The organism is Haloferula sp. (assembly GCF_049672945.1).
Taxonomy (GTDB): domain Bacteria; phylum Verrucomicrobiota; class Verrucomicrobiia; order Verrucomicrobiales; family Akkermansiaceae; genus Haloferula.
The window spans coordinates 1-23,919 of record NZ_JBATWY010000141.1; the positions used below are offsets into that span (position 1 = coordinate 1).

The following is a 23,919-nucleotide window of genomic DNA, read 5'->3' on the forward strand; positions in this document are numbered from 1 at the left end:
CAAACGCCACCGCGTCCGCACCAAACCCATCTCCGTCATCCATAGTAATTACGAAACCACCATCGAGGACCACCCAAAAACTCAACCTCAAGAAACTTTGCGTCCTTCGCGTCTTGGCGTTTCAAAATACTCGGAGCCGAAGTCCTACCTCCGCCTCGGTCTCCACCGCCTCAAAGGCCTCAAACAAGCCACCGCCCAGCGCATCATCACCGAACGCAATAATCAGCCCTTCGAATCCCTCCCCGACTTCCTCCTCGTCGAAGGCCGCCTCCAAATCTCCGAAGGCGGCCAACCCACCGTCTACACCACCGCCCTCCATCCGCTCCCAGGCATCGACAGCAGCCACATCGCCGGCTCGCACGATTTTCACTAAGGAGTGGCGACACTTAGCCGCCGTATTTGTCGATGGCTGTCGCCCAACAGGATTGCAAAATTTCAGCGAGCAAAAAGCGGCTGTGCTTACTGTCTTCCAGCGGAATCGAAGACGCCTCGGAGTCCTCTGGGCTCGAGACAAGCCCCTGAGCATCCCGCATCGCACCAAGCAGGTTCAGCATCGCTGATCGATACGATTCGAATGAAGCGTGCCGAGTTCGATTTCAGGCAGTCCTCACTTCTTTTGGCAATTCAAAGGACTCCTCGCCGAGTTCGTAGATATCCCGCGCCGAACCCACGACCAGCGGGTCCATCTTTGCGAGCAACTTCTCATCCTTACCGGCATACGGGACGCTGTTCAAAAGGAACATGATCGCATTGAGACGCGCACGCTTCTTGTCATCGGAGCGCACAACCGTCCACGGTGCATCGGCGGTGTCGGTGTAGAAGAGCATCGCCTCCTTCGCTTTGGTGTACTCTTCCCAACGTCCCAGAGATTCGACATCCATTGGGCTCAGCTTCCATTGCTTGAGCGGATCCTTGGCCCGTGACATGAAGCGTCGCAGTTGCTCCTCGCGACTGACCGAGAACCAGAACTTGAAGACCCGGATGCCGCTTCGAACCAGCATCCGCTCGAACTCGGGAGCCTGACGCATGAACTCGAGATACTCATGGGGATTACAGAAACCCATGACATGTTCGACTCCCGCCCGGTTGTACCAGGACCGATCGAAGAAAACCGTTTCGCCATTACTCGGCAGGCGCTGGATGTAGCGCTGGAAATACCACTGGCCACGCTCGGTATCCGAGGGCTTGGCCAGGGCCACGACCCTTGCCGAGCGGGGGTTCAAACTCTCGGTGAATCGCTTGATTGTTCCTCCCTTGCCTGCCGCATCACGTCCCTCGAAAATCATCACGATCCGCTCACCGGTCTGGTTCACCCATGCCTGCATCTTGACCAGCTCGATCTGGAGCAACTCGATCATCTCCTCGTAGACGTCGGACTTCATCATCCGCTTGTAGGGATAACTCGAGCTGACAATCTGTTTCTTGTCCTTCGTCCCTTTGACACGCGCCACCATCTCGGGAGGGATACTCGTCCTCACCTGCTCCGCGATGACCTTGATCATCGGGAAGGCCTCCTCCATCAGTGCCTGGGCGTCCGACTTGACTTCCTTTCGCTTAACTTTCTTCGATCTGGATGTCGTCTTCGATTCAGAGTCCACCTTGGACGCAGGCTTCGTTTTCTCCGACTTCTTCACAGCCTTCGACTTCTTACGCGGTTTCGCCGCCCCACCGCCGTTGCCTTTGATATCTTTCATGTCTTGTCGGGATCGGAGTACAGCCCCGCGCAGGCAGCATCAGGGAAACCATCGGATCAACCCTCGGACACGGAGAAAAGGAATTACAGCAATTTCCGGGCCATGACGAAACTAAGGAATCGACGCCCAAGCCGCCTACTTGTCGGACTCCCCATCAGACTCACGGTGATCCTTCGGCTATCCCCATTGGATCGCCAACCACGAAAACCTCTCGTGGTCTGGCGATCTTGGCGCAAAAAAGATCGAGCTCTCGATGATCCAAGTGTGGTCCTTACTCCTTGGACCCAATCCCCGCCAAGTGGATCTTACATCCCTTGCTGCTGGATCAGCTCGCTGAGCTGCTTCTGAAAACTCATCACGTCCTCCTCGGAAGGACGATACCCCGGCGTATCGGGATCGAGACCCGGACGACCCTGCTGGTCGAGCAACCACACCGCAGTCGCGCCATCCGAAAATGTCACCTTGCCACTCACCAAGGCACCGGGCATCGCAATGCTGTCCATTGTTACCTCGACATACCCGGTCGGTGTCGGTTTGAGCTCATCGACCACTTCCTCCTTCTTCGGCTGTTCCTCAGGGGCCGTCTGAATCTCAATGCCGAGGTCCAGCACCATGAAACGGGCATCCATGTAGGTCATGCCGATTTGGAATTCCTCCTTTATCCGATTTTGAAGGTCCGCGATCGACGCGCCTTCCGCAGCCCACTGATGGAGTGACTTCTTCTGATCTTCGGTAAGTTGCTTGGCGCTGAACATCGGCGCTGATTGAGCCCTGCCAGCCACCATTTCCAAGTCCCAATTCCAGCAAAGCGCCTTAGATCGTAAAAAAGCCACTATTGTGCCGTCTCAACCCCCTCCCGGCGTGCCTCGACCGCAAGCTGGAACGCCTGACGATCGCCGTGCCGTTTCACCGAAAACTTCACGCAGCGCCGCTCGCCCGGAGCCGGACACCAGGTAGCCTGCCAAAAATGATAGCTGGCACCGTTGCTGGCGCTGACCACCACTTTGGAAACCCCAACCACGCCCGATGAATTCCGTGACGATTTCAGGCAAACCCGCGCGCCCGAATCTTCATCAAAACCGCGAATCAGCTCGTCGCGCCAGTTCCGCGCCGCTTCATAGGCCTGCCGCATTCCCCCGCACTGGCGATCTGCGAAGAACTTTCCATAGCGTCTGCCCCGCCGCTGCATCCTGACCTGCCAGCCGTGCGTCCCGACACCCGAAAGATCAATCCGGGCGATGGCATAGGTATCATCAGGAGTCCACATGAGGCTGAAGCGGTCTTCCAAGGAACCTCACGCTCCGCCCCAAGCTTGTCAACGAATCAGCAAATCTCTCCAAAGCTACCTCGTTCAACGCCCACGACCTCGACCGCGATCACCACCATCGCCACTGAGGATCCGCTCCTTGACTTCATCACTGATCGCCGTCGTTTGCTCCACGTAGGCGCGCGCCGCACTTTCGTCTTCACGCATCCAACGCGAGGCCGTCATCCCAACCGCCCTGCTGCGGTCACGCTCATCAGTGATGGCTTCAGCGAGGTTGAGTGACTGGGCAGGTGGCATCGATCGATCCGTCCAGAGGTAGGCTTGGGTGGCGGAATCCCGCATTTCACCGGCGGGCTGGCTTTCGAGGAAACTCAGTGCCGCCGCGCTGTCTTGGCCGGCCCAGGTCGCCATCACACTGCGCATGCCATCCGCACCACTATCCTGCGCGACCACCCACTCGGCCGCCTCCGCCGGAGCTTCGCGCGCCCATGATGAAGCGACGTCGCGAATCGCCCGTTCCTTCTCGCGGCCTTCGCTCAATGACGCAACCTTGCCTGCGGCTGTCGTCGGATCGGTTTTCGCCAGGACACCAATCGCCGCCGCCATCGCATCCTGCTTCTCCTCGCCGCTGAGCGTGTTGATCCAAGACTCGGCCGACGAGTAATCCGCCAGCGCCCATTGCTGCGCGATCTCCGAGTAGGCACGATTGCGGTCATCTCCCTCCAGACCAGCAGCAACACTCGCAGCTTCTGCCGGATCCTTCACCGCCATCTCGCCCAACACGGAAACCAGCGCTGAACTCTTGTCGCGTCCATCGAGACTCTGGGCCCATTCAAGCGCACCCTGAGAGTCGAGCTTCGCCCACTCACGTGCGATCACGCCCGCACCGTTGTCGCCACCCGGACCACCACGGCCACCCATGGTTGCGAAATCGTTGGGATTCTCAGCAAAATACTTCGCCGCGTTGACTGGATCCACACTCGCCCAGCTGCGCAGCACCGTCGGCTTCGCAAACATGCCGCCAAAGCCCATCGTCTTGGTGTAATCGAGCGCGCCCTGCGGGTCGACTTCACCCCATTGACTGAAAAGCAGCATCGACGCCATGATCCGCTCGCCCATGGGCAAACTGTCCAGCTCGCCGGCCGCAGCTTCCAACTGGGCGGCATCCATGCCCGCATAGAGGTCCATCAGTGACTGCACCCGAGCCAGTTGACTCGGCTCCCGCATCGCGGCCGCGACGCTATCCACCTGCGGGCGACGGCTCTCACCCGACACGCTCTTCTTTTCGCGAACCAGAAGCACCTCACTATTCTCCTTCGCCATCGCCTCCTCATCCGCAGAATTACCGGCCTTGCCGACGAGAAAACCTCCGGCACTCCCAACCAGGAGTGCGGCCAAACCAATCGAAATGCCCTGTTTCATAGTTGTATCCGGAGACCTAACCCATCAATCTGCCAAAAGTTGCATCTATTCTTCTGAGGCTTCCCGAATATGAAATTCCGCCTTCGAGCGTTGGCGCTCACCAAGACGCTCCACCCCGACAAAGAAGGCCCCGAGCTTCCTCTTCCCGAGCAATTGCCCGTCAAACCAAGCCTCGAGGTCGATCGGGCCCGCGTCCAGATCCATCCTCACGCTGACCTCCGTCGCCCCTTCCATCACCTGCAGTTGCACCTCTTCCTGCCCGGCCCTGACATGCGCCGTCCCCGGCCGCAGTCTCGCCAAGAGCGCCACCTCCTCCTTCGAGGCCTCGCGCGGCAACAGGCTCATCCGGATTCGATAGCTCCCCGGCCTCTCCGCCTGCAATTTCCAGTGCCCCGAAACGCCGCCCAGAGCATTGCGGGTCCCTGCGACCCTGGCTTTATCAAGAAACGCCCGCATCGAGTCGTGCCTCACGAAGCTCCGCGACGAATCCGCGTCCTTCTCCAAAGTCGGCCACCAATCGTGGGCCGTCAGCTCAACCTGCGCTTGCTTCTCGCTACCGATCACCGGTCGCACCGGTTGCCGGACCAGCGGAACGACCGACTCCCACCAGCGTGCATAGTCCATCAGCAGCTGCGTCACGACCTCCGGATGCTCTTCAAAAACATTCACCTCCTGTCCCGGATCCGCCTGCATGTCGAAAAGCTCCAGCCCCACCAATCGCCAGCGATCCGTTCGAACGGAAAACTCTTTCGAACGAAAACGCTCCGGACTTTCATCTCCGGGCCAGCGTCCGCGATGCGTGAAAAAACTCCGTCCCACCGGAAATCCGGCCTCACCTAACAGCGCCGGCGAAAGATCAACGCCGTCGCCAACCCAGGAAGCAGGCAAGGCCACTCCGCACAAAGCTGCAATGGTCGGCATCATGTCAACATGTGCGGTCAGGCTTGGAACCACTCTATCACCCGCAATCCTTCCCTTCCATTTCACGAAACACGGCACCCGCACGCCACCCTCGTCCACCGTTCCCTTCGCCCCCTTCATCCCTGCATTGAAATGCGGCACGGCCGATCCGTTGTCCGTCATGAAAATCACCATCGTCTCCTCCTCAATCTTCAATCTCTCCAGAGTTTCTAACAGCAAACCCAGATTCTCATCTATGTTCTCGATCATCGCATAAAACGAAGCCACCGGATCCTCCAGCCCCCTCGCTTTCATCGCTTCCGCCCTCCCCTCCGGCGCAACGAAGGGAGCATGCGGAGCATTCGTCGCCAGCCACAGAAAGAACGGCTTCTCAGACGCGACCTGCTCATCGATCCAAAGGATCGCCTCCTTGAAGAACACATCCGTGCAGTAGCCTTCCGTCGCCACCCAGCCATCCTTGCGGCGAATCATCGGATCAAAGTAGCCATTTCCCCAGTAGTCGGGCGTCTGACCTATCCCACCACCGCCGTGCACGAAGACTTCATCAAAGCCGCGGTCCTCAGGTCGGCAAGGGTAATTGTCGCCGAGATGCCATTTACCAAAGATACCCGTCGCATACCCCGCACTCTTCATGGCCTCCGCCAGAGTCGGCACCCCGGGCCGCAACAGACTCCGGCCGGAATGCGTATGACTCACTCCCACCGCAAACTCGTGACGGCCGGTCAGCAAGGCCGCTCGCGTCGGCGCACAAGTCGGGCTGACCAGAAAACGATCAAGAGAGGTCGACTCTTTCCGCAAGGCATCCATCACCGGCGTCTTCAAATGCGGATTCCCGTGTGCCGAAACATCGCCATACCCTTGATCATCGGTCAAAATCACCACCACATTCGGCCCCGCCAGCGTCAGCGCTGAAAGAAGCATATTTGCGATTGCGACACGCCGCCAAATCCCGAGCATGGGCGAAGCTTCGCCTCCAATGACTGACCACCGCAAGCCTTACCGCGTCCTCTTCGTCTGCATGGGAAACATCTGCCGCTCCCCCGCCGCAGAAATCGTCTTCCGCAAGCTTGTCCTCGACGAAGGCCTCGACGAGCGCATCGAAATCGATTCCGCCGGCACCATCGGCTACCATGCCGGCAACCCTCCCGATTCCCGGATGTCCGCCACCCTTGAGAGTCGCGGCTACGAGATCACTGGAAACTCCCGGAAACTCATCCACCGCGACCTCGATGACTTCGACCTCATCCTTGTCGCCGACGATGACAACCTTCACGACGTCCACCGCCTCGACGCGGAGAACAAGCACCGCCACAAGATCAAGCTGATCACCCACTTCTGTGTCGAGAAATCCGCCTCTCACGTCCCCGATCCTTACTACGGGGGACCTGGTGGTTTCGAAGAAGTCGCCGACCTCGTCGTCGACGCGTCCAACGGGCTCCTCGACTTCCTCCGGAAAAACGAGCTCTAGACAATGGGTGCAAGGGCGCTCCCGCCCTGTCGATTCATCCCACGAGCCACTTCACCCGGAAGTCGATCACTCCCTGAACGGCTGACCACCCCGGGTCCTCTCCCCAGCCTCAAGATGGAGACCCTCCGCTTATTCCTCCTCCTTCTTCTTCGGAATCAGAAAACCCGGCCGCTCGTCGAGTAGCCCTCTCTCTACCTTGCCCACCTCCCTGACGGCGTCACCCACGACCCCCTTCGTCTCGCGAATCACTCCCCTCGTCACCCCTTCGGCATCTCCAAGAACCCTGGGAACCCCGATCAATTGCCATCTCACCCGGTCGTAAGGTCCTTTGCCCTGAACTTCCAAAGCTCTGCTGACCAAATCCGTGGCGACTCCGACAAGCCCTTTCAAATTGGCACGCACCTTCAAATCGACCTCCTTCGAAACCACGTCAACGCTTCCCTCCACCAGCACCTCGGTCGCCACGCTTTCAATCCTGAGATCGGAGGAATGAACCACACCGTCCTTCAAGTCCATCGTCGCACTGAGGTCCCCCGCCTCATCGAAGCCAAAGTGATTGGACTTGCCAGCTAAGAACGAACGAAGCGAGCCGACTATGGGAACCTCATAGAAGTGACCATCCTCCACCTGGATCCGGCCGCTCCCGAAATGAGTCTTCATCCCTTTCCCGCCACCACCGTCAAAACTCACGTCCATCGTCCCAACCAGCTCCTTCTTGGCTCCCAACACCTTGCCCACCTCACTGAAGGCCATGCTTTCGGCCTTCATCTGCAATTGATAGTGAAAGCCTCCCGACAACGGCATTCGGTATGAACCGTCTCCGGTCCCGCCGAGAAGGGTGAAGCTCTTCCCATCAACATCCAACTCGCCGTCTTTGAAGTTCACATCCCCGCGGAACTCTCTCAGCGGCAACTCCACTGAATCCACCGGTATTACGATGCCCTCCGTAGAGCCTACCGAAAGGGTTCCCCTGCTCTTTGAAAATTCCCTCCAATCAAAAACAACATTCTCCCCACTCACGGAAGTCCCGCCCAGCGAACGAAACTTCCCTAACAACTCTTTTTCCAGAATCCCGTCGACCAATGGAAACGGGTCGGCACGACTCTCCACTTTCACCAGCTCTACCGTCCCCGAGGAAAAGTTGACGCGAAGCGAGGCGCTGACCGCCCCACCAAGCGTCTCCAATTCCACGGCAGGAAACTCGATCCCCTCCTCGACCAATACCACCGAAGCCTTCGCCCGATCAATATCCAGGCTTCTCCAGCGGAAATCCTGCCCCGTCAATTCACCAGAGACTCCAACGCGGCCATCGGCAGTCTGCGGAGGATCCAGTTTCACTTCCAATCGGGCATCTCCTCCCGAAAATCTCAACCACGAGGAGGCCTTCACCAACGGCGCCAGATCAGGAATGACAAGTTCCCGCTTCTTCTCACTCTTCTCCCACCTAAAGTCGCCACCCAGCAAAATTTCAAGATCAGCCAACTTTGCCTCGAATCTTCCAATAATTAAAGAATTCCGATGCGCTGTCAGACTGAAGTTCAGTCCGTCGAGTTGCAGGCTCCCTTCCGTAGTCCCGAGCTTCAGATAACCCTCGTCCGAGCTGATCACCACACTCGCATCTTGACTGAAGATCTCCATTAGTGGGATTCGAATCCCCACATTGTCGAACTCGGCAACCCGTAAGGCCCTGGTCTCATCCGCATAAAGGTAGAAGCCATTCAAGACGACCCCTCGGTCCCAAGTCAGGAGATGGCTGTCGTGGCCGATGTAGAATCCATTCTCCGCCAAACGCTGCTCAGCCAAGGAAATAATCTTCGAAATGATCCTATCCCGCATCACAAATCCCGCCACTCCAACAAGCACCACGACCACCACTCCCATGGTGAGCATTCGGAAAACCCACTTCTTGATCTTGGAGGCACTCATTGATGTAGAAATGGTGAAACCCGGCTTCATCGAATCCGGCAACACGGACAGTAATCTCTCCCATGCCTCTTACCACAACAATCCCGTCGATGGACCTTCCGCAGCCCACCTCTTCTCGGACCCACCGATTTCACCAAGCCTTCATACGCCATTCATGACCACCCGCTGAATTCACGACATGCACCACGCCAGCGCCAACCACGACCCCTTCCGCCATCTCGATCCCGGCATTTGGCAGGCCACCAAATCCGCCCACATTACCCTCACGGTGATCGGCACGTTGCTTCTCGCGCCTGCCGCCCTGGTTCTCGCCGTATTCTGGAGCTCGCTGCAGTCCAGCTACATGAACTTCGGCAGCGATGAGATCCTCATGGTCGGCAGTGCCATGACCGGAGCCATCAGCGGCGGCTTCGCATGGTGCGCCCTCTGCCTCCTCTTCTTCAAACGCTCCGACCTCCGCTGGCAACGGATCGCCTGGACCACCTGCGCAATCTTCGGCTATCTCACCACCCCATGCATCATCGGTTGGATCATTTGGATCCTCAATCATGAGCCCGACTCCGGAGGCTTCATTCTCATCCTCCTCGGCATCTTCATCTCCTCGGTGGCATGCATGGTTCTCGGCCGAATCAATGCCCGACTTGCAGCGCACGCACTGAAACAAAAAACGGTCGCGCTGAGGCACTGAAATCGAGCCCGATCACTGCCGAAATCCACATCGACCGCCGCGCCGTTCCTCACCATCCCCAAGCCATGATTCCGGAAGCTTGAAGCTCGGGAGCCATCAATATTTTCCCGTGACCTTCCCCGCCTCGGATGCTTTAAATCCGCGCAGATCCCATCCGCCCATGAAATCCACTTCCATTCTCACCTTCGCCGCTTCCCTGCTGGTTGCTGGCCAACTCTTTGCCGGCACGACCGTCGTAAACTCCGGCGCCAGCCCGACCGTTACGACCACCACCGACAATGACTGGTATTTCACGCTCGGTGTCTACAGCTGGGGCGCCGGCCTGAATGGCGACATCGGCGCCGGCGGTTTCACGGCTCCCGTTGACATCTCCTTTTCGGAAATCCTCGACACCCTCGACATGACCGCGATGGGCCTGATCGAGTTTGGCAAAGGCCGCTGGTTCTTTCAATTCGAAGGTCTCTACCTCCAAAACGGCGCCAGAGGACTGAGCTCCGGCCCCGGCGGCATCGTACAAGTCTCTTCAAAGCTCACCGCAAGAACCACCCGCCTGACACCCGTCATCGGCTACCGCATCGTCGACAACGAATGTACCAAATTCGACATCCTTGCCGGTGGAACCTACTACGACATTTCGAATGAATTGCAGATTTTCGACAGAAGGTATCTGAAAGTGAAATCGGCCGAACAATGGATGGATCCAATGGTGGGATTCCGTCTGAATCAGCGGCTCAGCGAGCGCTGGCATTTTCAAGCCCGGGCCGACGTCGGCGGCTTCGGAGCCGCCTCCAAGATCAGCTGGCAGGCCTTGGGCTTGTTCGGATACGACATCACGGATTCCACCGCTCTTTTTGCAGGCTACCGGCACACCGCCGTGGACTTTCAAAAAGGCGGCTTCCTCTACGATGTCTCGAGCAGCGGACCCATCCTTGGCCTGACGGTCACTTGGTAATCCTCACCGGGGACCGAATTCCAATTGAGGAGCAAGGGCTTTCGCACTCCGTCAAATGGCCCAAGGAATCCCCCCCGGGGAAAGCAATCGCTCGACCCGCTCCTCTGACGTCTCCCGGCGAGTCCTCATCCATCAACCCTTCGATAGGGGCTCGTGTTAGAAGGGCAGATCAGTTGCCAGATTCCGCCCCTCCCCTTCCTACAGGTCAAATTGCTCTCCTGAAATCCGCAAGCTGCCGGATTCGGCAACCTGCATTGAGCTTAGGTTCAACACTTGGTTGACGAGAAAACCGAATGTGCTACAGGTGAAAATCAGTGGTGTTTTTCGGCCATGGGCCAGGATTGCCCCACCCGCAACCCTTCACGCCGATGACCTACTCTTTCCCACTCCTTGCCGTCGACCTGAAGGGCCTCTTCATCCTGCCTGGGAAGAGTGCCAGCATCTGTTTCACGCCCCATGAGCCCGATGCCGACAGAGGCGCCTGGTCCTTTGCCGCCGGCGTCGCCTTCATCACCTCGAACAATATCAACGAAATCATCGGTGGTGACATCAACGTCGACAATGGCCCCGCCGGCGGCGAGATCTATTCGCTGACAGCCACGCGGCGTCTTGGGCAATTCAATCTCGAACTCTGGGGCCATACCTTCCAACCCCAGCTCGAACTTCCGCTCACGCTGGAAATCATCGACGAGAATTCACGCAGCCCCTTCTTTGGTCTGAATGCATCTCTCGTGGTCCGCTGGGAGGAATTCCCATGGAGCCACCTTGTCCACACGACTTTTGCAACAGGTGTCGGACTATCCTACGATGATCAAGTCTACCTGATGGACATCAGCCGACACCCCGGCTCGGACCGATCTCACCTGAAGTTCAACTGGCCGCTCCAATTGACCTTCGCGCACCCCGAGCACCCCGACCATCAGTTGATGCTCTTCATCGCCCATCAGTCCGGTGGCAGGATCTTCGACGACGGAGGAGTCAACAGCCTCGGCATCGGCTACCGTTTCAGCTACTAGACAGCTATCATATCGTTAGGAGAGCCTCTGCACGGAGCATCGCTTCGGTTGCAAGTCCGTGAATACCGCCACCCCATCGGGGCAAATACCGATCTGAAGGCATTGCGAGTCGAGGCTTCGGCACGAGAACTTCAGGATTTTCGGCGTTTACTGCTGTTCATTCCCGCGTCCGCCTTCAGGTTCGCTGCTCAGGCGACGAGCTCGCTAACGCATCACTTCATGAAATTCGACGAACTCACCCTTGGTCAAACGGCCAGCGAAACCATCCTCATCACTCCGGAAATGATCGCCGGTTTCGCTGATGTCACCGGAGACCACAACCCGCTCCACACCGATCCTGCCTATGCCGAGCCGCGCTTTGGTGGAGTGATTGCCCATGGAGTGCTGCTTGTTGGATATTTCTCAGCACTACTGGCAACCAAATTGCCAGGACCGGGTTCGGTGGCCCGGTCGCTGAATGTACGCTTCAAGTCCCCCGCCAAGCCAGGGGATGATGTCCGCATCGAGGTGAAGATCGTTAAATTGATACCAAAAATCCGCAAGGTGGAACTGGATGGCCACGCATCCATCGGCGACCGCGTGGTGCTGCGCATTTCGGCAGAGACCTTGCTCGAAGCATAGCGCCGAGTGGCGGAGGAACCCTATACAGCGAGACTCATGAAATGGTCGTGTCCATCGATGCCCACTCGGTGATCTTCGATATTCCGTCCGTCAACGGGCAGGCACGCTTTCCCGTTTTTTCCCGTAGAGCTGGCTTATTCGGCTGGAATCGCCATATTCGTCAAATCCCACCATGATATCTCGAATCGTATCATTTGCACTCTCCGCCTGCCTTTCGATCTCCTCCTTGCTGACCATCGGCTGCGCTAATTTTCGCGAGCTCGGCAAGGACCTGAAGTTCATCGACGAGACCGTCGTGGTCTCCGCCCGGATCACCAATGCCTCATCATTCACGAACATCAGGGGTTTCACCCTGGACTGGAATGAAAAGCAGAACACGGTGAGGAGTGGGGATGCGACGGAAGTCAAAGGACTGGGTGTGTTCGGCTTCTTTGTTGCGAAGACGGACACCCAGTATATCTGCGCCTACAGCGACAAGAACGGTGACGAGCGATACCAACCCGGTGAACCGGCATGGATCTCTTCTGGTCCCGATGGAAAGCCCGCACCTCTCGATCTCACCAGCCCTGAGGGAAGAAGTGCGAAAGGCGCCTTGTCTTCCAAGACCGTCATCCCTGCCAAGCTCGTCACCGCGACTTATGAATTCATCGACAACACCCCCCCGGGTGAGGCCAAGTCCGGCTGGAGCATCCCCGTCGCTCTCGGTGAAATCGCCGAGCTCGACGAGCCCCGCTTCTCTTCCGAGACGGGTGCCGAAGGCTACTGGCAACCTGCCGGCTATGCCATGGATACCGGAATCGGCATCTACTTCCTCGAGAAATACGATCCCAACCGTATTCCCGTGATCTTCGTTTACGGAGCCGCTGGATCACCCCAGGACTGGACCACCTTCTTCAAGGAGTTTGATCGCAAACGTTACCAACTCTGGTTCTATCAATACCCATCCGCCGAGCGCCTGGCGAAATCCGGAGGGGCACTCAACCGCGGGATTCAGCTGCTTCAGAGCCACTACGGTTTCAACGAACTCAACATCGTCGCCCACAGCATGGGCGGTCTCGTCTCGCGTGATGCGGTGATCAACAACTATGACGATGGCAATCGTTACATCAAACACTTCGTCACCATCTCCAGTCCCTTCGGCGGCATGGAGTTCGCCAGGTCGGGCGTCAAGCACGCCAGCTCGGTGGTTCCGTCATGGTATGACATGGTCCCTGATTCGGATTTCCAACAGGAGCTCTTCGACACGAAACTCAAGGGCAAGATCCCCTACCTGCTGATCTATGGCACCAAGGCCAAACGATCAATGATCCTGCCGGCTGAGAATGACGGAACCGTCAGCGTCGAAAGCGTGACCCGCGATGATGCCATCAAGGACGCGATCAAGGTGCAGGGCTTCGACGAAGATCACGTCTCGATCCTTTCGAATCCTCAAGTCATCCAAATGGTCGAGGACTTCCTCGGAAGCTGAGACGGATCTAACCGGCAATCGAATCCTTTTGGTCCTTCGATGCGAGCTTTGCCTGCCTCAGCCGCTCGCCGAAGGCGGGATCCATGGGCGGTGGCGGACTCGTTTGCGCGAACAAGCCGGAACCCAGCGCACCGAAGAGACAGTTGATGAAAAGGAAGGTCACGCTGCCACACGCGAGGATGACAGCGGTCATCACCCAGCGCCCGGCCCCATCATCTCCGATCAGGTTCCAACTGTGGAGAATCCCGGCCGTGGTGGCCGTCAAAACACAGAGGGTCAAAGTCCAGAACACCACCGCCTTGACCACGGAGTGCGGCAGATATCCTTTCCGATTCATCCTGCCAGTCAAAGGCATCTGCTGATCGTCTTCAAGCATCAAACTTACGCCTCCCATTGACAGCTTCCGCCCCCTGCGTCTTTCTCCGGCATGGACGCGATTCAACGCTTCGAGGGCGGATTCCTGCTCACCAATGCCTACCTGCTTTCCACTCCCGGAGGCGGTCATGTTCTCATTGATGCGCCGGCGGACACGGTCCAGTGGCTCCAGCACGCCAAGATCAAACCGCTGGCGCTGCTGCTGACCCACCAGCATTTCGATCACGTCATGGACGCGGCGGCCGTTTCGGCCATGGGCGTGCCGATCTACTCGTGGAGCGGCTACTCGAAAGAGCTGACCGCCGAGGAGATCGTCAAGCAGTGGGGCATGCCGATGACGGTCGAGCCTTACACCGTCGATCACGAACTGGCCGGCGAGACGACGCTGGAGATCGAGGGTCTGTCACTCGAACTCGCCCACGTGCCGGGCCACTCGCCGGACAGCGTGACTTTTCACGACAAGGAACGAGGCATCCTGGTCTCGGGCGACACGCTTTTCAATGGATCCACCGGTCGCGGCGACCTGCCGGGCGGCAGTCTTGAGCTCCTTTGCCGGGGCATCGTTGAGAAGATCTACACCCTCCCTGGTGAGACCCGCGTTTATCCCGGCCATGGACCTGACACGACGGTCGCGACCGAGAAGCGAAGCAATGCCGTGGTCCAAGGATAAGCTCAGGCAAAGCCCGGGGCTGGTGCCGCTTCTTCGGAGGCGGTCGGTTGAATCCGGTCGGCGGGCTCCGAAGCCTCTGCATCTCCGGAGATTTCCGCTGGAAAAGGACCGATTCCTCTGGGAGTTTGGTAAGGATCCATCGGAGATCGCCGTTTTACCCTAGGATATGCCTGAAGACTCGAAGAATTCCCCGGCCCCCTTGCCCGAGTCACTCCGGCGTCAATTGGAAGACTTCCGTCGCCAGCTCTGGCGTACCAAGATCACTGAGGCGGTCTTTGCCGGGATCTTCGGGTTGCTGCTCTCCTACCTCGTCGTCTTCGCGCTCGACCGCTTCTGGCCAACGCCGGGCCTTGTCCGTCTGGCCATCCTTCTCGCCGGCACCTCGCTGTTCGCGATCTTTGCACCGCTCTGGCTGCACCGCTGGGTGTGGGGCCATCGTCACGACAATCAACTCGCCCGCCTCATCGCCCGCAAACACCCCGGACTCGGCGACCGCCTGCTCGGCGTGGTGGAGCTCCAGGAACAATCGGAGAACTCCGATACCCTGTCACCCCGACTGCGGATGGCGGCGATGGAATCCGTCGCCTCCGAAACCGAGCGCCGCAAGCTCGACGACTCCCTGCCAGTGTCGCGCCACAAACGCTGGTCGCTGGCCGTCATCGCCGTCTTCGTCTGCGCGGGTGCGGCGCTAATCCTGGTTCCCGAGGCGGGACTCAATTCGCTGAAGCGCTGGCTGCTCCCCCTCTCGGCCACACCTCGCTACACCTTCACGCTTCTTGAAGACGTTCCCTCGATGATGCCGGTGCCTCAAGGCGAAGCCTTTTCCATCGATCTACAACTTTCATCGGAGTCCGAATGGCAACCGGAATCGGGTGAAGCCCGCTATGGTCGCCAGGATCCGGTTTGGGCCAATCTTGGAAATGGCATCTATCGCTTCGAATTCCCCGGCCAGCAGGACCCCGGAAACGTCAAGATCGAAGTGGGAGATGCCCGCCACGACATCTTCGTGATTCCCTCGCTTCGCCCGTCGATTGCCAACACCTTCGCCGAAATCAACTACCCGGACTACCTCGAACTCGACAATCGGATTCTCGATGTGCCGACGGGAGTCATCACCGTCGTCGAGGGATCACAAGTCCAGCTTACGATCGAATCCTCACGCGTGCTGTCCTCCGCCGACTTCGGCCCGATCGGAGTGACAAGCCCCACTCTCGTCAGCAGCGACCCCGATGCGCTTCCAGTGGCTCCACCTTCGAGCATTTCCTCAGAAATCGAAGCCATGCAGGTGCGTGGCACGAGCGCCAGCACCGGATTTCTAAGTGTCGAAACCGGAAGCATCGATGTCCCGATGAGCTGGCGCGACGAACTGGGCCTGAGCGGAGCCCAAGGTTTCAGTCTAAGAATCGACACGCTGCGGGATGAGGCTCCTTCCAGCTACCTCCAAGGGGTGCAGTCACAACGAGTGATGCTGCCCGAAGAGACGATCGACCTCGAAATCCTCGCAGAAGATGACTTTGGTCTGAAGGAATATGGTTTCGAGTGGCAGGGGGAACACACCCGCCCGACAGACGCCGCGCCCGCCACTGGCTTCCTCCGTTTGGAAGAAGGCAACCCTTCCCTGGCACGTGCTTCGAAGCCCGCCGCATTCTCACCCCTGGCGTTCGGCATTGCTCCGCAGAAACTCATCCTCCGCGCCTACGCCGAAGACTACCTTCCAGACCGGGGACGCGTCTACTCGCAGCCGATCGTGATTCATGTCCTGACCCGTGATGAACACGCTCAGATGCTGAAGAACCAGTTCGACCGGGCGATCAGCGAACTCGAAGACCTTGCCCGACGAGAGCGCAACCTGCTCGAAGAGAACCAGCGAATTGAGCGTCTCGACGGTGAAGAATTGCAAACTGAAGAGGCACAGGAGCGACTCGGCAAACAAGAGGAAGCCGAACGCCAGCAGGCGGAACAAATGACGGAGCTCGCCGAGAAGATGGAGGAACTACTCAAAGATAGCAGCCGCAATGGCAGCATCGACAAGGAGACCCTCAAAAAGATGGCCGAGACCTCTCAAGCGATGCGGGAACTCGGCGAAAAGGAAATGCCTCAGGTGGAGGAAAGCCTCGGCGAAGCTCAGAATCAGAAGAATACCGAAGAGAAGTCCGAGCAAGACGTCAAGAAGGCCGTCGAACAGCAGAAGAAGAACCTGGAGAAGATGCAGGAAACCATCGACAAGGCGAACGACGCCAACCAGAACTTCGAGGCCAGCACCTTTGTCAACCGGCTCAAGAAGGCCGCCACCGAAGAAGATGGCATCGCCGTCACCGCCCTCTCCAGCAACAAGAACTTCGGGCTCCATCCGATGGAACTCGACCCCGCTGATCTCGGGGTGCTGGCCGATATCTCTCGCCAGCAGTCGGACACGGCCTCAGACGTGCGCTGGATTCAGGAAGACCTCGGGCACTTTTACACCCGCAGCAACAAGCAGGAGTTTCGTGAGATCCTCGACGAAATGATCAGCTCCGATATCGACCTCGCCCTCGAAGACATCCGCACGCGCTTGACCCAGAACCACGGCTACATCGCAGCGACCGAGGCGAAGAAGTGGGCCGCCGTACTTCGTGAATGGGCCGAAAAGCTGGAGGGCTCGCAAGATAGCCAAGGAGGTGGAGGGGGCGGCGGCGATGGCGGCGGTGATGGCGAAGACGAAGACTTCGAATTCATGCTGCGGGTGATGAGAATGATTCAACAGCAGCAGGACGTGCGGGCACGCACCCGGGCCCTCGAAACCCTTCGCAGATCCTTTGAAACCGGCGACCCATCATGAAACACCTCATCCCCATCTTCCTGATTCCGTATCTCGCCTTCGCCGACGATGCTGAGCTCGCCGAGAAAATCAGCTCGTTCCAAACCGGTTCCCGAGAGCTTTCGGAGGAACAGGACGAACTCGCTGCCGACGTCCAGCAAATCACCATCGAACAAACCCTACCCAAGGTGATCGAGTTGTTTCGCGAAGTGGAGGACGCCATGGACGAAGCCTCGGAACGGCTCTACGATTTCGATACCGGTGGTAAAACGATCGCAGCAGAAACGGATGTCATTGAGAAAATCTTCGAAGCCGCCAAGGAGCGTCAGAAGCAAAGCAGCGGTGGCCAGCAGGAACAGCAAGGCAGCGCCATGCTCGACATGATGGAGCGCATGATGGGCCGCACTCCAGATGGCGAGAAACCAGGAGGCAAACCCGGCGATAAACCCGGCGACCAGGCAGGTGAAGGCTCGACCGGCGAGTCCGACTCCCCCAATGCCGCCCAAGGCGGAAGCGTCGAAGGTAAGGTCGAAGAGCGTCGCGTGCCCAAAGGCTCGGGCACGGCCGGCAGATCACTCCCGAAAGAATTCCAGGAAGCACTCAGAGCCTACAATCAGGGGGCGGAGAAACTGACCCGCTGAAAAGCACTCACAGCTCATGAAATTCACTCACCTCATCATCGCAAGCGGCATCACCCTTGCGCCCAGTTTTGCTCAGGAATTTCCCCGCCGACCGGATGATCCGATCCCGGCGCAGCTGGAAACCGTCTACGAGCGCGGTCTCTCCTATCTCGCCAAGAACCAGAATGAGAACGGCGCATGGAACGACACCATGGGCGGCGAACCGGGCGTGGTCGGCCTCTGTGTGATCGCCTTCCTCGCCCATGGGGAAGACCCCAATCATGGCCCCCATGCGGAGAACATCCGCAAGGGCCTCGACTACATCCTCTCTCGCCAGCGCGAAAGCAACGGCTACATCGGTAGCTCGATGTACAATCACGGCTTTGCCACCCTCGCCCTCGCCGAAGCCTACGGCGCGGTCGACGAACCAAAACTCGCTCCCGCGCTGGAGAAAGCCGTGGAGCTCATTCTCTCCGCCCAGAGCCGGAATGGAGCGGGCGCCTGGCGTTACACCCCCGACAGCCGCGATGCCGACACGACGGTGACCGGCTGCCAGTTGGTGGCACTCTTTGGTGCCAGAAATGCCGGCATACCCGTTCCCGACGAAGCCATCAAGAAGGGGCTCGCCTACATGGCCCGCTGCCGGGGAGGTGATGGCGCCTACGGCTACACTTCGGCAGGCGGCGGCAAGACCACCCTCACCGCCATCGGCGTCACCTGCCTCGCCCTCGCCAAGGAAAAGGACGGCAAAGGCTTCCAGAAAAGCGTCGAGTATTTGAACGACCAGCTCAACTACCGCGAGCGCCACTACCCTTACTACTTCGAATACTACATGTCCCAGGCCCTCTTCCACTCCGATGAAAACGCGTGGAACGAATGGAATGCCAAGAACCTGCGCTACCTCGCGGCCAGCCAGAGACCGGATGGCTCGTGGCCCGGCAATAAAGGGGAGTCGTTCAACACATCAGCCGCCTTGCTCTCGCTCGCTCTCAACTACCGCTTTCTCCCCATTTACGAAAAATGATCCGCTTATCGCTGCTCCTTGCCATCAGCCTGCCATTGCTGGCCGATGACGAAAAACTCCCGGACCTGCTGAGACTCACCAACGGCGAACTCGAAGGCCACTTCGGCGGTCTCGATGCCAATGGCGTCCTTCGCTGGGAACGCGAAGACGGTATCGCCCCGATGGAGTTCAAGACCGACAAGGTGCGGCAGATCGTGCTTCAGGGCGGGCATCCGGTGGATCCCGGAAAAGACGCCGCCCACCTCGAACTCGTCAATGGCGACCGCCTGCCAGCCCATATCATCTCGCTCGATGATGAACGCTTCACACTGGATACCCCGATGGCAGGCGAGCTTCTGTTAGACCGTGACTCAGTGCTCAGCGCGGCACCAAATCCATTCGGAGGCCGGCTCATTTATGCGGGGCCTTTCGCTGAAGATGGCTGGACGTCCTACCAACCTTCCCAGGATTTCCCCGAGCCAGTCGATGCGCCCGATGATGAGGGCGAGGAAACCAAAGCTGAGAAAAACGAAAAGGCACCGGTCGAAAGCAAGGCCAGTTGGAAGCACCGCGGGTCCAAGTGGTACTTCACTGGTGGGCGGGATGCCCTGCGCAGCTCGCTAGGCATGCCAGACCAGGCGATTCTTCGATTCAGTCTCGAATGGCGGAACCGGCCACCGATTGCCATCGCCTTCCATGCCGACTTCGAACCTCCCGTCTACCCCCCACCAGCCGAAGGGGAAGAACCCAGCGCCGAAGAACTCAAGACGCTCCAGGAGCAGCGCGACAACCGCCGCCGCAACTCCCAGCATCTCGCCGACTACTTCGGCAACGCCTACGTCCTGACTCTCCGCAGCAGCTACGCCCAACTTCAACAGTGCGGGTTCGACGACAAGGGTGAACCCTTCATCAACCAAATCCGTTCTTCCTCGACCAACATCCGCTTCGACGACACGGGAACGGCGGATTTCGAAATCCGCTGCAACCGGAAGAGCGGCGAAATCGCGCTGTTCGTGAACAACGAGTTCGCCATGCAGTGGGAGACGGAATCGGAATTCGGCAACGAAGAAAACTCCGACACGGGCTATGGTGCCCCGGGTGACGGCGTCGGCTTCCAGATGCTTGGCTCCGACACCCCCGTCCGGATTTCAGACATCATCGTCGCCGAGTGGAATGGCATGCCCGACTCCGCCCGCAGCCTGCAAAGCGATGAATTGGACATCGTCCTGCTCACCAACGGAACCGATCGCTTTTCTGGCAAGGTATCCTCCATCAAGGACGGGAAACTCACTCTCGCAGGACGCTATGCTCCGCTCGACATCCCGCTCGATGAGATCGCCGAAATTCACTTTGCCCGGAACGGCCTCAAGAAACTGGAAGAAAGCCGTGAGCGCCTCGCTCGCGTCCACTTTCAGCCTATCGGTCGCCTCAGCGGCGTGGCTGGCGTCACCACCACAAAGGAAATGATTCTGGATTCCCGACTGCTTCAGAAAGTCAAACTGGATCTGACTTCCGCCGTCGTCATCGACTTCCAATCCGGCTCGAGCTTCCTCAACTATTGGGACGAAGAACTATGAGATCCCTCATCTTCGTATTGGCCTTGTCGCCCACCATCCCTCTCGCTGCCGACGAACTCGACCTCACCGGCGGAGGCAGGCTTACGGGCGTTGTTAGATCCATCAGTGCCGATGGGATCATCAAGGCCGATCTGCAGATCGCCGAAGCTCCTGTTGAAATTCAGGCCGACCGCGTCACCCAAGTCCGTTTCAGCAAAGGGCTCCGCACGCTCAATCACGACACCTTGCTGACACTCATCAATGGTGACCGCCTCCCGTGCGATATCACCGCAATCTCGGAATCCGACATCACCGTGTCCACGGACTACGCGGACTCTCTCACGGTTCCGCGCAAGTTCATCACCAATGCCCAACTTGGCATCCGTCCGAGGAAGACGATCTACAGTGGTCCCGCCAACCTGAAGCACTGGGTCGTTGAGAACAACTGGCACTACGAAGACGGCGCGATGGTTTCCGACGGCCGTGGGTCCATCTCCCGCGAATTCGACAAGCTCCCCGATTCCTATTCACTCTCCTTCCGCCTGACTTGGGCCGAGAAGCCGATGTTCAAAGCCTACTTCTCATCGGCGAACACCAATGCCATGGGCTCCAAACACGATCGCTACTGTCTGCAGGTGGGTGCCACAATGGTCGAGCTTTCCCGCCAGAGCTCCGGCAACACCACCTCGCACTCCTTGATCACGGTCAATCGCAACTACAACAGCTTCGACGACCGCGAGGCGCAATTCGAAATCAGGATCGATCACCACCGGAAGCGAATCATGCTCTACATCGACGGCCAACTGGAAGGACAGGCAGCCGATCCACTGCCGAAAATCCCGGCAGGAAAAATCGTGGTGCTGCAAAGTGAGACTTCAGATGCCGAGGCCCATCGAGTCTCCGAGATCAAGCTGATGGAATGGGATGCGGCAGGAGAACGCCACCGCAGCGAAGACCGTGGCGAAACCGGGGAAGACGCCCTGATCAACAACAAGGGAGAGCGCATCGGCGGAGATCTGCTTGGCTCCAGCGGCGTCGGCAACGACATGATCATTCTCATCAAGAGCCCCTTCGCCCCTGAAGCCCTTGAGATCCCGGCGCCCGAAGTCTCCACTCTCTTCTTCAAGGAGGCAGAACCCATTGAGCCCGACTCCACTCCGCTGATTCTTGGGCTGACAGGAGCGGGTTCCCTCGGTGCCACCGATTGCACTTTCGGCGGCGAATCCGTCGACCTCAACCACCCACTACTCGGTCGACTTTCGATAACGCGTGATGTCATCAAGCTCCTCCAACGTCGGGAGTGGCCCGAAGATCTGGAAACCCGGAGCGACGAAACCCCTGCCGAAGAATGAATGCCATCCGATTAATCTCCCTCGCTGCCTGTGGAATGGTTCAGGCCGCGCCTCCCATGACGGCACGCTTCGAAAATGGCGATAGCCTCTCCGGCACTCTGACTGGCATCACCGAAGACTCCTTCACCTGGAAGTCGGACTACTTTCCCGATCCTCAGGCGCTGAAACTACGAAACCTCGTCGAGGTGGCCCTGCCCGGAAACGAGAACATCGACATGCCGGAAGGCGATCACATCGCCGTTGTCACCCTGACCAACGATGATGTCGTCCGCGGCTCACTGACCCGTCTCGACAGCAAGGAAGTCCACCTTCGAACCAGCTTCGCCGGCGACCTCGTCTTCCGCAGAGACATGGTTGCCTCCCTCAACATTGAAGACAAACCGGAGATCTTCTTTGCGGGTCCCAATGGGCTCGACGAATGGCAGACCAACTCCGAAGGAGATTGGAGCTTTGAGCGCGGTGAACTCGTCAGTCTGAACAACGCCAGTATTTCCCGCGATATCGGCAAGCGTGATCGATTCCGAATCGCCTTCGACGTCGAGTGGCGGGGCTACCCTCGCTTCCGAGTCTTTACCTGCGCCGACAATGCCGACCTCGACGAAGTGGGAAACAGCTTCGAACTCGTCTGCCAGCGCAACTATGCCTACATGCGCAAGCGTACCATGCGCAACGATCGGAAGGAATCCGTCACCATCGGAACCACCAGTGGGGTCAAGGAGTTCCAAGAGCGCGAGAAAGTACGCGTCGAACTCCTGCACGACCTGGTGGCCGGACGGATCCGCTTCATCCTCGGTGGGCGCGTCGTCGCCGACTGGCGCGAACCAGCGCCCGGTGCCGGCAACCTTGGTGGCATGCTCCACTTCATGTCGGAATCCGGGAAGGAGATCCGGATCTCCCGGATCCGGGTGACCTCATGGGACGGCACCATCGACGGCAACTGGATGGAAGCCGGCATGGATCCTATCTTCGGGGACGAGGAACCGGATGAAAATGAGGCAAGTCCGGAAAGCCCCTCAGGCATCATCCTCCGGAATGGCGACATGATCGAAGGAAACACCGTCGGAATCGACAATGGCGTCGTCAGCATGAAAACCGAACTCGGCGAATTCGAGCTCCCGGTCTCCAGGCTCAGGAGTTTCGCCCTGCGAACCGCGGAAGAAGCCGCCAACCCGGAACTCACCTGGAAGCCAATCCTCCGCAAAGGCGACATCCGTGCCCACTTCACCGAAGGAGATCACATCACCTTCCAACTGGTCGGCTTCGGCGAGGAAACCCTTCGTGGAAAATCGCAGACCTTCGGCGAAGCCGAGTTTGACGTTTCCGCGTTCAGCCGCCTGGAGTTCAACCTCTACACCTCGGACTTCGACGACGACTGGTGAGGCCCCAGCCCGGGCGGCTTGATCGCCGCCGAGTCCTGTTCCGAGAGCGCCCTCATCAATCGCCGGTGATACTCATCGCGTGGCACTTCCTCGGCACCGAACTGCTTCAGGTGAGGCGTGATCCACTGGGTATCTAGTAACTCAAACCCACTTGCCCGCATCCCCTCCACCAGATGGACCAGAGCGATCTTCGAAGCGTCGGTCTTTTTCGAGAACATGCTTTCGCCAAAAAACACCCGTCCCATCGCCACCCCATAGAGACCTCCCTGCAATCCATCCTCATCCCAACACTCCACCGAATGGGCGTAGCCCCAGTCGTGAAGCAGGCAATAGCTCTCCACAATCACCTCATCGATCCACGTTTCCTCCCGATCCGCGCAGTATTCCATCACCTGCCGGAATGCCGTGTCCCAGCGGACCTCGAAGGGCTTCTTCCGCAAGGCCCTCTTCAAGCCATGAGGCACATGAAACCGCTCATCCAGCGGAATCAATCCCCGCTTCAAGGGCGAGAACCAGACGATCTCTCCCTCGTCCGCCATGGGAAACACTCCCTGAGCATAGGCGCCCAGCAAGACCTGAGGCGGCAGAACCTTTTGTTTTGGTGACTCGGACACTTACCACCCGGATGAATACCCTAGGTAGACTTCGAACGAAAGTTCGAAGTCAGAGCCACCAAACTCATCAATTCGCAAAATTTCCGATTTCAAATTGTCGAACTCGCCTT

Annotated in this window: 23 protein-coding genes and 1 pseudogene; 15 read left to right on the forward strand and 9 right to left on the reverse strand. The window is 58.5% G+C overall.

Annotation, left to right across the window (positions count from 1 at the left end; genetic code table 11):
• A pseudogene (locus tag WBG04_RS12215) lies at positions 1-373 on the forward strand (hypothetical protein); the annotation flags it as partial.
• 13 nt (positions 374-386) lie between these two features.
• Here WBG04_RS12215 and WBG04_RS12220 read toward each other — a convergent pair.
• The 6 genes from WBG04_RS12220 to WBG04_RS12245 all read right to left on the reverse strand — a co-directional run bounded on the left by WBG04_RS12220 (position 387) and on the right by WBG04_RS12245 (position 6,225).
• Positions 387-554, reverse strand: a complete 168-nt coding sequence (locus tag WBG04_RS12220; RefSeq protein ID WP_424314713.1) for a hypothetical protein — start codon at positions 552-554, stop codon at positions 387-389.
• A gap of 42 nt (positions 555-596) precedes the next feature.
• Positions 597-1,694, reverse strand: coding sequence for a polyphosphate kinase 2 (ppk2, locus tag WBG04_RS12225; protein ID WP_424314714.1), 1,098 nt, complete (start codon positions 1,692-1,694; stop codon positions 597-599).
• A 305-nt stretch (positions 1,695-1,999) separates the two neighbouring features.
• Positions 2,000-2,449, reverse strand: a complete 450-nt coding sequence (locus WBG04_RS12230; RefSeq protein WP_424314715.1) for a hypothetical protein — start codon at positions 2,447-2,449, stop codon at positions 2,000-2,002.
• Between the two features lie 77 nt (positions 2,450-2,526).
• Complete coding sequence (locus WBG04_RS12235; protein WP_424314716.1) at positions 2,527-2,982, reverse strand: hypothetical protein; 456 nt, start codon at positions 2,980-2,982, stop codon at positions 2,527-2,529.
• Between the two features lie 63 nt (positions 2,983-3,045).
• Complete coding sequence (locus WBG04_RS12240; RefSeq protein ID WP_424314717.1) at positions 3,046-4,383, reverse strand: hypothetical protein; 1,338 nt, start codon at positions 4,381-4,383, stop codon at positions 3,046-3,048.
• Between the two features lie 45 nt (positions 4,384-4,428).
• Positions 4,429-6,225, reverse strand: a complete 1,797-nt coding sequence (locus WBG04_RS12245) for an arylsulfatase (protein ID WP_424314718.1) — start codon at positions 6,223-6,225, stop codon at positions 4,429-4,431.
• A gap of 55 nt (positions 6,226-6,280) precedes the next feature.
• Here WBG04_RS12245 and WBG04_RS12250 point away from each other — a divergent pair, with 55 nt between their 5' ends.
• Positions 6,281-6,772: a low molecular weight protein-tyrosine-phosphatase gene (locus WBG04_RS12250; RefSeq protein WP_424314719.1), complete on the forward strand. Its 492-nt coding sequence runs from the start codon at positions 6,281-6,283 to the stop codon at positions 6,770-6,772.
• A 129-nt stretch (positions 6,773-6,901) separates the two neighbouring features.
• Here the strand turns inward: WBG04_RS12250 and WBG04_RS12255 are convergent, their stop codons facing one another.
• Positions 6,902-8,698 (reverse strand): AsmA-like C-terminal region-containing protein, encoded by a 1,797-nt coding sequence (locus WBG04_RS12255; RefSeq protein WP_424314720.1) that lies wholly within the window; start codon positions 8,696-8,698, stop codon positions 6,902-6,904.
• On the opposite strand from WBG04_RS12255, the gene WBG04_RS12260 reads away from it, so the two are divergent.
• The 6 genes from WBG04_RS12260 (at position 8,685) to WBG04_RS12285 (ending at position 13,443) form a co-directional block, all read left to right on the forward strand.
• The gene (locus WBG04_RS12260; protein WP_424314721.1) at positions 8,685-8,867 is read left to right on the forward strand and encodes a hypothetical protein; all 183 of its coding nucleotides are present in this window, start codon (positions 8,685-8,687) and stop codon (positions 8,865-8,867) included. The genes WBG04_RS12255 and WBG04_RS12260 overlap by 14 nt on opposite strands.
• 9 nt (positions 8,868-8,876) lie before the next feature.
• The gene (locus WBG04_RS12265) at positions 8,877-9,386 is read left to right on the forward strand and encodes a hypothetical protein (RefSeq protein WP_424314722.1); all 510 of its coding nucleotides are present in this window, start codon (positions 8,877-8,879) and stop codon (positions 9,384-9,386) included.
• 160 nt (positions 9,387-9,546) lie between these two features.
• Positions 9,547-10,338 (forward strand): hypothetical protein, encoded by a 792-nt coding sequence (locus WBG04_RS12270; RefSeq protein WP_424314723.1) that lies wholly within the window; start codon positions 9,547-9,549, stop codon positions 10,336-10,338.
• A 368-nt stretch (positions 10,339-10,706) separates the two neighbouring features.
• Positions 10,707-11,354, forward strand: a complete 648-nt coding sequence (locus tag WBG04_RS12275) for a hypothetical protein (protein WP_424314724.1) — start codon at positions 10,707-10,709, stop codon at positions 11,352-11,354.
• 219 nt (positions 11,355-11,573) lie between these two features.
• Entirely contained in the window at positions 11,574-11,975 is a 402-nt protein-coding gene (locus WBG04_RS12280; RefSeq protein WP_424314725.1) for a MaoC family dehydratase, read from the forward strand.
• A 172-nt stretch (positions 11,976-12,147) separates the two neighbouring features.
• A complete protein-coding gene (locus tag WBG04_RS12285; protein WP_424314726.1) occupies positions 12,148-13,443 on the forward strand; it encodes an alpha/beta hydrolase in 1,296 nt (431 codons plus the stop codon).
• A 7-nt stretch (positions 13,444-13,450) separates the two neighbouring features.
• Here WBG04_RS12285 and WBG04_RS12290 read toward each other — a convergent pair whose 3' ends face one another.
• Positions 13,451-13,780 carry a hypothetical protein gene (locus WBG04_RS12290; protein ID WP_424314727.1) on the reverse strand — a complete coding sequence of 110 codons (330 nt, stop codon included), beginning with the start codon at positions 13,778-13,780 and terminating at the stop codon, positions 13,451-13,453.
• A 90-nt stretch (positions 13,781-13,870) separates the two neighbouring features.
• Between WBG04_RS12290 and WBG04_RS12295 the strand changes: the two genes are divergently transcribed.
• From WBG04_RS12295 to WBG04_RS12325, 7 genes are all read left to right on the forward strand, one after another.
• Positions 13,871-14,488 (forward strand): MBL fold metallo-hydrolase, encoded by a 618-nt coding sequence (locus WBG04_RS12295; RefSeq protein WP_424314728.1) that lies wholly within the window; start codon positions 13,871-13,873, stop codon positions 14,486-14,488.
• Positions 14,489-14,687: 199 nt separating this feature from the next.
• Positions 14,688-17,306, forward strand: coding sequence for a hypothetical protein (locus tag WBG04_RS12300; RefSeq protein ID WP_424314729.1), 2,619 nt, complete (start codon positions 14,688-14,690; stop codon positions 17,304-17,306).
• Positions 17,303-17,926, forward strand: coding sequence for a hypothetical protein (locus tag WBG04_RS12305; RefSeq protein ID WP_424314730.1), 624 nt, complete (start codon positions 17,303-17,305; stop codon positions 17,924-17,926). The genes WBG04_RS12300 and WBG04_RS12305 overlap by 4 nt, the downstream gene beginning before the upstream one ends.
• A gap of 16 nt (positions 17,927-17,942) precedes the next feature.
• Entirely contained in the window at positions 17,943-18,929 is a 987-nt protein-coding gene (locus tag WBG04_RS12310) for a prenyltransferase/squalene oxidase repeat-containing protein (RefSeq protein ID WP_424314731.1), read from the forward strand.
• Positions 18,926-20,485, forward strand: coding sequence for a hypothetical protein (locus WBG04_RS12315; RefSeq protein WP_424314732.1), 1,560 nt, complete (start codon positions 18,926-18,928; stop codon positions 20,483-20,485). The genes WBG04_RS12310 and WBG04_RS12315 overlap by 4 nt, the downstream gene beginning before the upstream one ends.
• Entirely contained in the window at positions 20,482-21,816 is a 1,335-nt protein-coding gene (locus WBG04_RS12320; protein ID WP_424314733.1) for a hypothetical protein, read from the forward strand. The genes WBG04_RS12315 and WBG04_RS12320 overlap by 4 nt, the downstream gene beginning before the upstream one ends.
• On the forward strand, positions 21,813-23,195 hold the full coding sequence (locus WBG04_RS12325; protein WP_424314734.1) for a hypothetical protein: 1,383 nt from the start codon (positions 21,813-21,815) through the stop codon (positions 23,193-23,195). Before WBG04_RS12320 ends, WBG04_RS12325 begins: the two co-directional genes overlap by 4 nt.
• Here WBG04_RS12325 and aat read toward each other — a convergent pair.
• Complete coding sequence (aat, locus tag WBG04_RS12330) at positions 23,165-23,809, reverse strand: leucyl/phenylalanyl-tRNA--protein transferase (RefSeq protein ID WP_424314735.1); 645 nt, start codon at positions 23,807-23,809, stop codon at positions 23,165-23,167. The genes WBG04_RS12325 and aat overlap by 31 nt on opposite strands.
• Positions 23,810-23,919: the final 110 nt, after the last annotated feature.